This is a genomic window from Micromonospora sp. NBC_01699 (assembly GCF_036250065.1).
In the GTDB taxonomy this organism is placed as follows: domain Bacteria; phylum Actinomycetota; class Actinomycetes; order Mycobacteriales; family Micromonosporaceae; genus Micromonospora_G.
Genome location: NZ_CP109199.1, coordinates 4,504,511 through 4,517,851, shown reverse-complemented (window position 1 = coordinate 4,517,851; position 13,341 = coordinate 4,504,511). Strand labels below are relative to the sequence as shown.

Genomic DNA, 13,341 nt, shown 5'->3' with positions numbered 1-13,341 from the left:
GTAGTGTGATTAGGGGCACAAAAACTGTTGACTGAAACACTTGTAGTGGTAGGCGACGCAGGTCGCGGACCAGACCCCGACAAATCAGGGGGATGACGCACGCTGGCCCGGGACCGGGAGATCCCCGTCGTCCCGGGCCAGCATGCCGGCCGTACGCGACCCGCCGGTCAGCCCGGCTTGTACGCGACGACGAGTTCCCAGCCGCCGGGCAGCACCTGGATCTTCTCGAAACCGATCTCGCCGAGCAGACCGGTGTAGAAGTCGACGTCGCGTAGCCGGCTGACGCAGCTGTCGACGCCGATGAGGAAGTAGGACCAGAAGAACTGCATGGCGAGCCGGTCCGGGGTACGGAACTCCTCGCAGATCAGCAGCATTCCGCCCGCCGGCAGGGCCCGGTACGCGCTCTCGATCAGCTGGCGGGACACCGGGGTCGGCCAGTCGTGCAGCACCCGGACGAAGGCCAGGGCGTCGTAGCCGGTCGGCAGCGGCTCGGTCAGGAAGTCGCCGGCGACGAATCCCAGCCGGTTCGGGTGGCCGCTCCGTCTGCCGGTCTCCTCGACCAGCGGGGCCACGGCCGGCAGGTTGTAGACGTCGGCCGTCAGGTCGGGCACATCGTCGAGGATGCGGGCGGCGAGCGTACCGGCGCCTCCGCCGACGTCGAGGAACCGGCGCCGGCCCGTCCACAGGTGGGGTGCGTGCCGGTGGAAGGTCTCGATGACCGGTCCGAGTCCCACCGACATGCTGCGCTCGAACGCCTCGGTCTGTTCGTCCGTTTTCGGGGGCCAGGCGAAGTCGTCGTCGGTCATGCTCACGTCGCCCCGGAGGCTCTCCGCCAGCCGGCCGTGCAGCCGCTGCCACGGGTACCGGTCGCGGTCGCGCTCGATCGCGTCCGGTCCGACGGCGGCCGTCGCGGCGGCGAGCAGTCCGGGTACGGCGCGGTACGTGGCCTCGTTGATGTCGTCGCTCGGCTCGTGCCGTACGACGAGCCCGAGACTCTCCAGGCAGTCCAGGAACTTGTAGAGCCGCAGCGGTCGCGACTCGAAGCGGGTGGCCAGCTCGCGGAGACTCACCGGCCCCGGTTCCAGTGCGTCGAGCAGCCCGATGGTGAGCGCGGTCTCCACCACGTCGACGGCCTTGGACCCGTTGAAGAGCAGGCTCATGAGCGCACGCGGCGACAGCGCCGGGGCGGTCATCGCCGGCCCTCGCGCGAGACGTGCTCAAGCGCGTCCATGAACTCGTCGATCTCGTCCAGCGTGTTGTAGACGTGCGGGCCGATCCGCAGGTAGCCGCGCCAACTACAGATCATGTTCCGCTGGGCCAGCCGGCGCTTGACCGCCTCACCGTCGGGGACGTCCAGACACACCACGCCGCCGCGTCGGTCCGGCTCGGTCGGGCTGATCACCGGGATGCCGGCCGCCTGCGCCCGCGTGAGGATCCGGTCCGTGCATGCCAGCGAGTGGGCCCGGATGGCCTCGATACCGACACTGGCCAGCAGGTCCAGGCCGACCTGGGAGACGAGCGAGGTGAGCGGGAACGGTGTGCCGCCAGCGAACCGCCGCGCGTCGGGCGCCCAGCCCGTCGACGGCTGGAAGGTCAGTGCCCGGTCGCCCGCCTGCCAGCCGGTCGCCGCGGGTTCGAGGCCGGGCAGCAGATCCGGGCGTACGTACAGGAAGGCGTTGCCGACGCCACACATCCACTTGTGCGCGCCGCCGAGGACGAAGTCGACGCCGAGCGCCGTGACGTCGAGCGGCATGATCCCGACGCTCTGGAAGGCGTCGACGATCACCAGGGCGCCGACGTCGTGTGCGTGTTTCACCAGCCGGGCCAGGTCGATGGTGGCCCCGGAGGAGTAGCTGGCGTGCGGTACGCACACGAGCAGGGTCCGTTCGTCGATCCGCCGCAGCAGCGCCTCCTCGTCCAGCTGCGGACCGCCCGAGCCGACCACGTCCGGGTCTGCGCCGTACCGGCGGAACGCGTTCCAGATGAACGGGATGGTGGGGAACTCCAGGTCGGTCGTCACCACCCGGTTGCGGGGTGCGGTGTAGTCGAAGCAGGAGGCGATCCGACCCAGCAGGGTGCTCAGGTTGGCGTCGGTGATCACGCTGCCGGCCGGGGCGCCGATGAACGCCGCCAACGCGTCGGTGTATTTCTGGAGGCCGTCGTGCCAACCTTCCCAGACGTCATCGCGCCACGTACGCAGTGTTTGCCAGTAGTGTGTCAGGACGTGCTCCGCACCCTGCGGAACGGCACCGGTGGAGTTGTTGTTGAGATAGACACAGGTTTTTAACAATGGAAATTGGTCACGGAGCGCCGTCTGTATCTGGGTGGGATGTTGTCGGGATTCGTTCATCTGGGCTCGCCTCGCAGGGTCTGGCGTGCTGAACACTGGTATGGAGCGGGCGACCGCCAGATATGGCGTGCCCTCGGTGTACCCGGTGCCGGTACGGTCGCCGAGCATCCGTACGGCGATCCGGTAGTGGGTCTGGCGCCACTGGGTGAGAACGTTCGCGAACTCGCCCATCCGGGCTCGAAGGAGGCGGCGGTCCGATTCCCCCAGGCGGCCGAGCCGGCTCGCCTCGTCGTACGCCTGCTCGATCGAGGGCTGTCCGGCCAGCACCCGGTCCCGCACCTCCGGCACCGACTCGTACGCCGCGGAGGACAGCCGCGGCGCCTCCGGCGAGCGACACAGCGACTCCACCAGCTTGTAGGACCGGGACTGGATGGCGCTGGCCCCCTCGGTGTAGACGCGGAACGCGCGGAACGAGTCCGGCTGCATGGTCGCCATGAGCGAGAACAGCGGCGCGGCACTGTCGAGCAGCTCTCGGGCGTACGCCAGCCGTTCGGCCGCAGCCTGCGGGACCCCGTCGGCCAGGTCGTCGATCGTCGCCCGCAGCTCGCCGGCGAGCGACGCGAAGGTGGACTCGTACGCCTGGAGCACCCGGATGAACATGTACTCGTCGTGCACCAGGTAGACCGGCTGCATGCCGAGTTCCAGCTCACGCCGCTCCGTGGCGCTCTGGTCGGCGACCACCGCGGCGTGCAGCGCGGCCACCGTGGCCGCCGGGTCCGGGTGTTCGACCGGGGCGGGTCGACCCAGGCGGGCCAGGGCCGGCGACACCGCCCGGATCCCGAGCCGGTAGCGCTTCGCGACCAGGGCCGGTTCCGGACGTTGCAGGGGGAACAGCTCGGTGCTGCGCGCCTCGGCCGCCGACTCGAAGGCCAGGGCATCGGCGATGAGCTGCACGTAGAGTCGGTCGTGTTGCCGTCGTCGGTCGTTCCCCGGTGCGTCGGCGGACTCCTCGCCGGGCATCGAGAGCAGGCTCAGCGCCAGGTAGCTCCGGTAGTCGTACCGGCCGTCCCACTTGTCGAGCGCGACGTCGAGGAAGTTCCGCAGGAACTCCGTCGCGGCGCTGGGCGCTGTGTTGGCCGCCGTTCGGCTCCGGTCGAGAAGGACGAGCAGGTCGTCGGCGACGAAGTGCTTGCCGGTCCGGTGGAACGCGGCCAGGACTGGCGCATAGGGGAAGGTGTCGGGGTCCGCTCCGGCCGACAGCCAGCTCGTCAGCTCATGCAAGGCAAGCCTCGCCCGTCGGGCCGCCCCGGGCGTGGCTCGCGCGTGCCTGCCACAGTTCGGGGAAGAAGCGGTGGTCGATGAGCTTGGCGAGCATGCCCGAGGGGCTGCCCGGGGTGCCGATGACACCGTGGCTGCCGACCCGGACGGCGAGCTTGTAGTGGTGCACCCGCCAGAGCGAGACCCGATCGTCCCACTCCACCATCGCCTCGGCGAGGCGGTGGACGGGATCGGACGGTTCCCGCGAGTAGAGCGTCACGAGGTCGATCTCCAGCGCGGCGAGGTACCTGACGAACGCCCGGGCCAGCCTGCGGCTCGCGGCCTGGGTCTGCCGCCAGCCCGGGGACTCCGCACCCGAGCCGTTGCCGAGTGCCGGTTGCAGCGCCTGGAAGTCCGCCGGGGTGAGCCGCGCCAGCATCTCCAGCTGGTCGGTGACCAGCCGTACGGCGAGGATCGCCCGGCCGAGCAGGAGCTCGGCGGGTGCCGGCTCGCCCGCGTCGATCCGCGCGACCGCCTCGGTCAGCTCGGCCGCCGCCAGTTTGAGCCACAGTTCGGTGGACTGGTGCGCCACCTGAAAGAGCAGTTCATCACGGTGAACAACCTCCTCGGGCCGCCGTTGCAGGTCGAGCAGCACCTCCGTACGCATGTAGCGGGCATAGTCGGTGTCACCCTCGCCGGCCAGCGTAGGTCCATCGTTTTTCTGCTTCACGAGTGCATCCCTTCCCGCCGGTCCCGGCGAGTCCGACCCGATCCGCAGGAGATCATCGCGCGCGCGGTGATCAAATGACAATAGGCAATATCGAAGTCCTGAAACCTTGTGATCTTGCGGATTGTTACATCCGTAATAGTCAATAGAAGTGCCGAAGATTGAAGACGTGAAAAATATCTCTCCAGGAACCCGTTGTGGGTCTGGCTTCACCACTAACAGGGCAGATGCGTTGTTATCGGGATGCTAGCCGTGAGATCACCCACGCGAAACTCGACATCCATCTGCGTCATTTCCGGACACGCATCCGGTCGGCCACCGAACCGCTCCGCCAGCCCTCGCGGCCACGGTGGGTGACGGTGCGCCGGACGCACCCGCCGACCGTGGGACCACTCGCCGGTCCTGCTCTGTTTAGATCGTGGCGACGATCGAGGAAGGGAGCGGTACGCCGTGCTGCCAGAGCTTCAGGAGCAAGAAGAACGCCTCCAGTTCGACCGCTTTGACCACGAGGACGCCTGGGACCTGGGCAATCACCTGGTCGGACTGGCCCGGGAGCGCGGCCACCCGGTCACCGTCGACATCCGTCGAGGCGACCACCAGCTCTTTCACTACGCGCTGCCCGGCACCTCGGCCGACAACGACGACTGGATCGAACGCAAGATCCGCGTCGTCCGCCGGTTCGGGCACAGCTCCTACCTCGTCGGCCAGACCTACCGCGACCGCGGCACCACCTTCGACCAACAGCCCCACCTCGACCCGGCCCGGTACGCGGCACACGGCGGCTGCTTCCCGATCATCCTCAGGGGCACCGGCCCGGTCGGCACCGTCACCGTCTCGGGCCTGCCCCAACTCGACGACCACCGCCTCGTCGTCGAAGCCCTCGGACTCTTCCTGGGATCCAGGAGCCCCGAGTAGGGGACTGTCCCGCGAACCGCTCTGCCCCACCCTCGCCGGTGCGTCCGGCGAAGCGGGCGTCGGCGGCCAGGGCGACGATGTAGGCGTGGCGATCCCGTCGACGGCGCCGCCGGGCCGGGGCAGCGTCCCCGGCCCGGCGGCAGGTGTGTCGACCGGGCGTCGGTCGGTCACAGTCCGATCTTCACGGTCTGCGGATTCGAGATCCAACCGATCGACTCGTTGACGTACGGGTAGACCACCCGAGTCGCGCTGTTGGTGCAGGCCGGGCCGTAGGAGACCTGGACGGCCCGGTCGAGGGTGCTGCGGGCGGTCCAGGCCAGCAGACCGGTGGGCTGGTTGATCGGGTAACAGGCGCCGTTGGTCGGGTCGGTCAGGGTGGTGGTGACCGCGACAAGGCCGTTAGCGCTGTACGCGGTGAGGATCAGCGTGCCGGTGGCGGCGTTGGCCGGGCCAGTGCTGATCGTGACGGCGGCGGCCCCGATGAGTCCGATCGCGGTCGCGGCGGCGGCCAATTTCCTGCCGATGTGATGCACGGCTTCCCCTCAGTACTGGTAGGAGACGCCGACGCTGTGCGTGTAGGCGTACACCGGTGGATTGATCACGCGGGATCCGGTGCCGAACACCAGGACGAATTCGTAGCGCCAACTGTTGACGGCCGGATCGCCGTTGAAATAGGTCGACGTACCCGAGTTTCCGCCGAAGGTCCAGAGGGTTTCGCACCGCTGGTTGTTGCACAGCTGCCGGGTCAGGTTCGACGGGTAGTCCCCGAGGGTGAACTGCCACGTCACGCCGGTGATGGTCGCGCCTGCGGGGATAATTCCCGGGTTGCTCGCGTACGAGCTGGTGTAGACGGTGTTGGTCCGGTAGACCGTGCCGCCACTGGGTGTGGCGGTGTAGGAGCCGACCGCCGCCTGTGCGGCGCTGGCCGGCAGGAGCGCTGCCACACAGGGGCCCAATGATATTCATGGGAATGCATTTCCGTATAGGTAATCGTCCTCATATCGACTTCGCTTCATCTGATGAGGTCAGCCCTCGGGAAATGCTCTATTCTGCGGCATCCGAGAAACCTCGAAAGGTGCGCGCCTGCCGAGTGCTCCGGCGCGTTTGGGCGGCATGACCGGGCGGGATCAGGTACGGTTCAGCAGCACCTTGAGCGCGCCACTCCGCCCGGGCTGGGAGAATTCGTCGTACGCGTGCATGATCTCGTCCAGCCGGAACCGGTGGGTCACCAGCTCGCCGACGTCGAACTGCCCGGCGGCGAGCATCCCCAGCAGCACCGGGATGGTGTTCGTGTCGACCAGTCCGGTGGTGATGGTGACATCGCGTGCCCAGAGTTCCTCCAGGTGCAGCACGGCCGGAGCGCCGTGCACGCCGATGTTGGCGACCCGGCCGCCCGGCCGTACCAGGGTGGTGCAGAGTTCGAACGCCTCGGGCGCCCCGACCGCCTCCATGGCGACGTCGGCACCGAGTCCGCCGGTGACCGACCGCACCACCTTCTGCGCATCGTCGTCGGGCGCCACCGTGATGTCCGCGCCGAGGTGCCGGGCGGCCTGTAACCGGCGTTCGGCCTTGTCGACGGCGATGATGTGCGTGGGCGAGTAGAGGCGGGCGGTCAGGATGGCGGCGAGCCCGATCGGGCCCATTCCGACGATCACGACGGTGTCGCCCGGCCGGACCTGCCCGTTGAGCACACCGACCTCGTACGCGGTCGGCAGGATGTCCGCGAGCAGGATGGCCGCCTCGTCGGTGACGGCCTCCGGCAGTGGGTACGTGGACAGGTCGGCGAACGGGATCCGGGCGTACTCCGCCTGTACGCCGTCGACCAGGTGGCCCAGTATCCACCCGCCGCCGTTGACGCACTGGCCGTAGCTGCCCGAGCGACAGAAGCGGCAGCGTCCACAGGCGGAGATGCACGAGGCGAGGACCCGGTCGCCGGGACGTACCGTGGTCACGGCGGCGCCGACCTCCGTTACGGTGCCCACCGCCTCGTGGCCGAGAATCCTCCCCGGCTGGACCTCCGGGACGGCACCGCCGAGGATGTGCAGGTCGGTCCCGCAGATGGTGGCCGTATCGACCCGAATGATCGCGTCGGTCGGCTCGACGACCTGCGGATCGGGGGTCGTCGTCCAACTGCGCTCTCCTGGGCCGCCGTAGACGAGCGCCTTCATTGTCCTGGCCTCCCTTGTCCCACTGACCTGGGACTCATCCAGATTGTTCCAATTGCGATATCGGCACGCATCTGAACCCGAAAATCCAGTTGAGCGTTCGCTCGCCGTTGAAGCCGGCTGCCGAGAGGGCGAAGGCACGGCAGACGACGACCGCCCGGCGTCCGGGCCGCCGGGAGCGCGGCAGGACCGGCTCGGCGGCTGCCAGCTAGCATCAGCGGATGGACGTGCCGAGACCCGCCGAGGACGACCGTCGCGACGGCCCCTCGCTGGGGCTCAGTCCGCTGTCCCGGGTCCGGCTCGACGAACTGCTCCACGAGATGCTCGTCCGGGTCGGCGAGGTCGTCACCAGTCGGGAGCGGCTGCGTGCACTGCTGGACGCGGTGGTGGCGATCGGCACCGATCTCGACCTCCGGACCACCCTGCGGCGCATCGTCGAGGCCGCCTGCGGACTGCTCGACGCCCGGTACGGCGCGCTCGGCGTGATCGGCCCCGATCGGTTGCTGACCGAGTTCATCACCCACGGCATCGACGCCGAGCAGCACGCCACCATCGGCGACCTGCCGCGCGGACGGGGCGTACTCGGGCTGCTGATCGCCGACCCCCGACCGGTGCGCGTGCCCGACATCACCGAGCATCCCCAGTCGTACGGCTTTCCTCCCGGTCATCCGCCGATGCACGGTTTCCTGGGCACCCCGATCCGGATCCGCGACCAGGTCTTCGGCAATCTCTACCTGGCCGGGAAGAAGGGCGCGGGGGAGTTCACCGAGGACGACGAGGAGATCGCCGTCGCACTCGCCGCCGCCGCGGGTGTCGCGATCGAGAACGCCCGGCTGTACGCCGTGGCGCACCGCCGGGAGAGCTGGCTCGCCGCCACCGCCGAGATCACGACCGTGCTGCTCGGCGAGGTCCGCCGTACCGACGCGCTGGCCCTCGTCGCCCGCCGCGCCCGTGAGGTCGCCGGCGCCGAGCTCGTCCTCGTGCTGCTCTACGACGAGGAGGCCGCGCAGTTCACGGTCGAGGTCGCCGACGTGGCCGGCGAGGCGGTGTCCCCGCTGGTGGGAGCGGTCCTGCCGGCGGCCGAGACGACCTTCGCCGCCTCGGTGACCGAGCGGCGCCACATCATCGTCGAGAGTCTGGCCAAGGTGGCGCCCTGGCCGGTGCCGGTCACCGACGGCCCGGCGATCGTGTCCCCGCTGTCGGCGGCCGAGACGTTGCACGGCGTTCTGGTCGTGGCGAACGCCGCCGGGCAGTCCTGGCCGGGCGAGGACGACGTGCCCCTGCTGGCCAGCTTCGCCGCGCAGGCGGCGTTGGCGATGGAACGCGCCCGCGCGCAGGAGGAGAGGGAACTGCTCGTCGTCCTGGCGGACCGCGAACGGATCGCCCGTGACCTGCACGACGTGGTGATCCAGCGGTTGTTCGCCACCGGCTTGCAGTTGCAGAGCACGGCCCCGTTGACGGCCAGGGCCGAGGTCGGCCGGCGGATCAATGCCGCGGTCGACGAGCTCGACTCCACGATCCGGGACATCCGCCGGGCCATCTTCGAACTCCGTACGCCGATGAGTGCCGCCCTGCGGACCGAGATCCGCGACGCGGTCGACGCCGCCGCCGAGTCCCTCGGGTTCCGGCCGGCGCTGGAGATCGCCGGTCCGGTCGACAGCGCCGTGCCCGACGCCGTACGTCCGGACCTGCTGGCGGTGCTGCGGGAGGCGCTGTCGAACACGGTTCGCCACGCGCGGGCCGCCCGGGTGACGGTGCTGGTCCGGGTCGATCGTGGCCGGCTCACCCTCACGGTCGAGGACGACGGGATCGGCACCGGTCTCGACGCGGCGCGCGGCGGCCTGGTCAACATGAGCGAGCGTGCGGTGGGCCGCGGTGGCGAGTTCGCGGTTTCGGCCGCCGCACCGCGCGGGACCCTGGTGCGCTGGAGCGTGCCGCTACGCGACTGACGAGGTCGGCCGACGCTCAGGAGCGCTGGCCGAGCAGCCGGGTGGCCAGCACCGCGGCCTGCGTACGCCGCTCCAGGCCCAGCTTCGCCAGCAGGCTCGACACGTAGTTCTTGACGGTCTTCTCGGCGAGGAACATCTTCGCGGCGATCTCGCGGTTGGTCAGCCCCTCGGCGACATACTCCAGGATCCGCCGCTCCTGCTCGGTCAGCGTCCGGAGTTCGCGCGGCTGCTCGACGCCGTTGCGGATGCGTTCGAGTACCCGTTGGGTCACCGCCGGGTCGAGCAGTGACTGACCCGCCGCGACCCGGCGTACCGCGTCGACGAGGTCGGTGCCGCGGATCTGCTTGAGCACGTACCCGTGGGCGCCGGCCATGATCGCCGCGAACAGCGCCTCGTCGTCCTCGTACGAGGTGAGGATCAGTCCCCGGATCGACGAGTCGACGGCGCGTACCTCGCGACACACGTCGATGCCACTGCCGTCGGGCAGCCGCGCGTCCAGGATCGCCACGTCCGGTCGCAGCGCCGGTATGCGCGCCGTGGCCTCCTGCGCCAGCCCCGACTCGCCGACCACCTCGATGTCACCGGCGCTCTGCAACAGGTCGGCCAGGCCACGGCGGACGACCTCGTGGTCGTCGAGAAGGAAGACACGGATCATGTGTCGTTTCTACCCCGGCCGGACCGGCGGGCACAGGGCCGAAGGTCCCCCCACCACCGGGACCGGCCGGGCCACCGGCCCCGATCGGGCGGGACGTCCGGCCCTGTCCGACCCGATGCCGTCCGCGCGACGGTGGTGACGGACCGAAGCGGAAGACGCCCACACCGACCCAGGAGCCGTCCGTCATGACGATCGCCACCACCTTCAGCGGTGCCGACCTGTGCGGCGCGGTAGCCGCGGCGGTCCGGGCACCGTCGCTGCACAACAGCCAGCCGTGGCGCTTCCGGCTCCGGGATGGTGGCATCGAGGTGAGCATCGACCCCGAGCGGCTGCTGCCGGCCAGTGACCCGACCCGCTGGGCGGCCCGGATCAGCTGCGGTGCCGCGCTGTTCAACCTGCGCCTGGGACTGGCGTTCGCCGGCACTCCCGCGCGGGTACGGATCCGCCCGTACCCGTACGACCTGGACGTCGTGGCCCGGCTGGTCCCCGGCCCGCCGCGGCCCGCGACCCCGACCGAACGCGACCTGTACGCCGCGATCCCGCTTCGGTGCAGCAACCGCGCACCGTTGCGGCCCGACCCGGTCCGGGCGGAGGCCCGGTGGCGCCTTGTCGAGGCTGCCCGCGCCGAGGACGCGTGGCTGGAGATGGTCATCGGCGCCCCGGCGGTGCAGGCGGTCGCCGAGATCAGCCGGGCCGCCAACCGGGTTCTCGAACGTGACGACGACTACCGCGCGGAGCTGGCCGGTTGGGTCCGGACCGGTCTCGACCGCGACGGCGTGCCGGTCGAGGCGGGCGGCCCGGCGGGTGAACCGCACGACCTGCTGCCCCAACGGGCCTTCGGCGTACGCACCCGCGCACCCGGCCGGGACTTCGAACCCGAACCGCTGGTCGCCGTCCTCGGCTACTCGGGTGACAGCCCCGCCGACCAGATCGCCGCCGGGCAGGCCCTGCAACGTGTGCTGCTCACCGCCACCGACGCCCGTCTCGCCGTCTCGATGCTGTCCCAACCCATCGAGGTGCCTCGGGCCCGCGAGCAGTTGCGGCTGGCCCTCGGCCGGCACGGCGCGCCCCAGATGGTGATGCGGATCGGGTACGGCCAACCGGGCTGGCCGACGCCCCGACGTGATCCGGACGACGTGATCGACGGGTAGACCGGCACCGCCACGGCTGGTCACGGGCGCTCTGCTGACCGACAACGACGTCTCGCTCGCCACCGCCGGGTCTGCCGTGAAACCGCGGGTGCCCGGGCGCGCGCAGGCACGCCCGGGCACCGCGATCAGCGGCGGTCAGGACACGGTCAGCGCCGTGTCATCGATCACGACCGAGGTGGGCAGGGACCAGTCCTCGGTGGCGTAGAAGCGCAACAGGAACGTCTGCCCGGCGAAGGCGGACAGGTCGACGGTGCGCAGTACGTAGTCGGGGGTCGCGTCCAGGTTGGTCCAGGTCGCCAGGGGGGTGGTGGTCGAACCGACGATGGCCTGCACCTGGATGCCGTCGAAGGCGAGGCCCTCGTACTCGGCTGTGCTGATCTTCATCCAGAAGCTCAGCTGGTAGGAGGAGCAGCCGGCCGGCAGGGTCACCGTCTGCTGGAGGATGTCGTACGTGGTGAAGCCGTACCCGAGCAGCCAGGCGTTGTACGACCCGGTGCGGGGCGGCTGGTAGGGCGCGTGCTGGCCGATCACGTCCGGGGTCATCTGCCACACCGAGTGCCCCGCCTCGAAGCCGGGGTTGCCCAGCTTCTGGCCGGGGCTCGGGCAGCCGCCGGTCCCGGTCACGACCAGGGTGTACGTGGCCGTCCGGGTGCCCGAGGCGCCGCTGCCGTTCACCGTGACCGGGTAGCTGCCCGGCGGTGTCGAGCCCGACGTCTGGATGGTCAGCGCCGAGTTGGCACCCGAGGTGACCGAGGGCGGCACGAACGTCGCGGTGGTGCCGGCGGGCAGGCCGGTGGCGGAGAGGCTGACCGCCTGCGCCGAGCCCGAGGTGGTCGCGGTGACCACGGTCGTGGCGACCGATCCGCCCTGCGGGGTGGTGCCGGAGGCCGGCGAGACGGCCACGGAGAAGTCGTTCGCCGGCGGGGTTCCGGTGTTGGCGACGTACAGCAGCTTGTTGACCGAGCCGGTGCCGGGGTTGCCGACCACGCCGTTGGTGGCGTCGTTGACCAGCGCATCGCGTACCTGCTGGGGGCTGAAGGAGGGGTTCTGCGCGAGCACGAGTGCCGCCGCTCCCGCCACGTGCGGGCTGGCCATCGAGGTTCCGCTGATGGTGTTCGTGGCGGTGTTGCTCGTGTGCCAGGCCGAGGTGATGCTCACCCCCGGCGCGAAGATGTCCAGGCAGGTGCCGTAGTTGGAGAACGACGCCCGGGCGTCGCCGCTGTCGGTGGCGCCGACGGTGATGGCGGTCGGCGTGCTCGCCGGGGTACGGGTGCACGCGTCGGTGCTCTCGTTGCCGCCCGCGACCGCGTAGCTGACGCCGTCGGCGATCGAGTTGGCGACGGCGGCGTTCACCGCGGTGCCGGCGCCGCCGAGGCTCATGTTGGCCACCGCCAGCTCACCGGGATCGTGGTCGGCGGTCACCCAGTCGACGCCGCCGATGACCTGGGCCCAGGTGCCCGATCCGTTGGCGTCGAGCACCCGGACGCCGACCAGGGTGACGCCCTTGGCCACGCCGTAGGAGCCGCCGCCCACGGTGCCGGCGACGTGCGTACCGTGGCCGTTGGCGTCGTCGGCGCTGCCGCCGTCGACGGCGTCGTACCCGCTGACCGCGCGGCCGCCGAAGTCGGTGTGTGCGAAGTGGATGCCGGTGTCGATGACGTAGGCGCGTACGCCGGACCCGGTGACCGGGTAGGTGTAGCTGTTGTCCAGCGGGCGGTTGCGCTGGTCGATGCGGTCCAGGCCCCAGGAGGGTACGGGGGTCTGGGTGCCCGCGATCGACACGGTGTGGTTCTGCTCGACGTAGGCGACTGACGGGTCAGCGGCGATCTTGCGGGCGGCCTGTTCGTTCACCGTGATCTCGAAGCCCCGCAGCGCGTGCGAGTACTGGTGGCCGATCCGGCCGCCGGCCCGGGTGGCGACATCCCGCGCCTTGCCGGCCACGGCCGTGCGGGAGACCACGGAGTCCTTGAAGACGACGATGTAGCTGTCCTTGACTGCTGTCTTGCCGCCGGCCCGCAGGATGGCGCCGGCCGTGCGTGAGCCGGGCGATCCCTTGGCGTCTGCGCTGACCGGGCCGGTGCCGGTGGCGGCCGGGTCGGTGCCCGCCGACGCCGGGATGGCCGTCGTGGCGAGGACCAGCGTGCTGGCGGTGAGCACTACGCCGAGTGCCCGCCATCGACCGATCGTCCTGGTGGAGAACGTCATTCTCACTTACCTCCGGATGAAGTGCGG

General features: G+C 70.3%; 11 protein-coding genes. 3 read left to right on the top strand and 8 right to left on the bottom strand.

Annotation, left to right across the window (positions count from 1 at the left end; all coding sequences use genetic code 11):
* Positions 1–167: 167 nt before the first annotated feature.
* From OG792_RS19375 to OG792_RS19365, 3 genes are read right to left on the bottom strand one after another with little or no spacing between them, the layout of a single operon-like run.
* A complete protein-coding gene (locus OG792_RS19375) occupies positions 168–1,193 on the bottom strand; it encodes a methyltransferase (RefSeq protein WP_329100837.1) in 1,026 nt (341 codons plus the stop codon).
* Positions 1,190–3,571: an aminotransferase class V-fold PLP-dependent enzyme gene (locus OG792_RS19370; protein WP_329100835.1), complete on the bottom strand. Its 2,382-nt coding sequence runs from the start codon at positions 3,569–3,571 to the stop codon at positions 1,190–1,192. The genes OG792_RS19375 and OG792_RS19370 overlap by 4 nt, the downstream gene beginning before the upstream one ends.
* Entirely contained in the window at positions 3,564–4,277 is a 714-nt protein-coding gene (locus OG792_RS19365; protein ID WP_329100833.1) for a tryptophan 2,3-dioxygenase family protein, read from the bottom strand. Before OG792_RS19365 ends, OG792_RS19370 begins: the two co-directional genes overlap by 8 nt.
* Before the next feature lie 447 nt (positions 4,278–4,724).
* On the opposite strand from OG792_RS19365, the gene OG792_RS19360 reads away from it, so the two are divergent.
* Complete coding sequence (locus OG792_RS19360; protein WP_329100830.1) at positions 4,725–5,189, top strand: heme-degrading domain-containing protein; 465 nt, start codon at positions 4,725–4,727, stop codon at positions 5,187–5,189.
* Positions 5,190–5,356: 167 nt separating this feature from the next.
* Here the strand turns inward: OG792_RS19360 and OG792_RS19355 are convergent, their stop codons facing one another.
* The 3 genes from OG792_RS19355 to OG792_RS19345 form a co-directional block, all read right to left on the bottom strand.
* Positions 5,357–5,722 carry a hypothetical protein gene (locus OG792_RS19355; protein WP_329100828.1) on the bottom strand — a complete coding sequence of 122 codons (366 nt, stop codon included), beginning with the start codon at positions 5,720–5,722 and terminating at the stop codon, positions 5,357–5,359.
* A 9-nt stretch (positions 5,723–5,731) separates the two neighbouring features.
* Positions 5,732–6,133: a flagellar protein FlhE gene (locus tag OG792_RS19350; RefSeq protein ID WP_329100827.1), complete on the bottom strand. Its 402-nt coding sequence runs from the start codon at positions 6,131–6,133 to the stop codon at positions 5,732–5,734.
* A 183-nt stretch (positions 6,134–6,316) separates the two neighbouring features.
* Positions 6,317–7,357 carry an alcohol dehydrogenase catalytic domain-containing protein gene (locus OG792_RS19345; RefSeq protein WP_329100824.1) on the bottom strand — a complete coding sequence of 347 codons (1,041 nt, stop codon included), beginning with the start codon at positions 7,355–7,357 and terminating at the stop codon, positions 6,317–6,319.
* Positions 7,358–7,575: 218 nt separating this feature from the next.
* On the opposite strand from OG792_RS19345, the gene OG792_RS19340 reads away from it, so the two are divergent.
* Complete coding sequence (locus OG792_RS19340) at positions 7,576–9,303, top strand: GAF domain-containing sensor histidine kinase (protein WP_329100821.1); 1,728 nt, start codon at positions 7,576–7,578, stop codon at positions 9,301–9,303.
* A gap of 16 nt (positions 9,304–9,319) precedes the next feature.
* Here the strand turns inward: OG792_RS19340 and OG792_RS19335 are convergent, their stop codons facing one another.
* Positions 9,320–9,958 (bottom strand): response regulator transcription factor, encoded by a 639-nt coding sequence (locus tag OG792_RS19335; RefSeq protein ID WP_329100819.1) that lies wholly within the window; start codon positions 9,956–9,958, stop codon positions 9,320–9,322.
* Between the two features lie 185 nt (positions 9,959–10,143).
* Between OG792_RS19335 and OG792_RS19330 the strand changes: the two genes are divergently transcribed.
* Positions 10,144–11,109, top strand: a complete 966-nt coding sequence (locus OG792_RS19330) for an Acg family FMN-binding oxidoreductase (RefSeq protein WP_442932249.1) — start codon at positions 10,144–10,146, stop codon at positions 11,107–11,109.
* 135 nt (positions 11,110–11,244) lie between these two features.
* On the opposite strand, the gene OG792_RS19325 is transcribed toward OG792_RS19330, so the two are convergent.
* Positions 11,245–13,314, bottom strand: a complete 2,070-nt coding sequence (locus tag OG792_RS19325) for a S8 family peptidase (protein WP_329100818.1) — start codon at positions 13,312–13,314, stop codon at positions 11,245–11,247.
* Positions 13,315–13,341 lie beyond the last annotated feature (27 nt).

What these genes read in the sequence shown, in the direction of transcription:
- OG792_RS19335 (WP_329100819.1), bottom strand. Translation starts at nt 9,958, where the DNA reads ATGATCCGTGTCTTCCTTCTCGACGACCACGAGGTCGTCCGCCGTGGC.
- OG792_RS19345 (WP_329100824.1), bottom strand. Translation starts at nt 7,357, where the DNA reads ATGAAGGCGCTCGTCTACGGCGGCCCAGGAGAGCGCAGTTGGACGACG.
- OG792_RS19325 (WP_329100818.1), bottom strand. Translation starts at nt 13,314, where the DNA reads ATGACGTTCTCCACCAGGACGATCGGTCGATGGCGGGCACTCGGCGTA.
- OG792_RS19330 (WP_442932249.1), top strand. Translation starts at nt 10,144, where the DNA reads ATGACGATCGCCACCACCTTCAGCGGTGCCGACCTGTGCGGCGCGGTA.
- OG792_RS19375 (WP_329100837.1), bottom strand. Translation starts at nt 1,193, where the DNA reads ATGACCGCCCCGGCGCTGTCGCCGCGTGCGCTCATGAGCCTGCTCTTC.
- OG792_RS19340 (WP_329100821.1), top strand. Translation starts at nt 7,576, where the DNA reads ATGGACGTGCCGAGACCCGCCGAGGACGACCGTCGCGACGGCCCCTCG.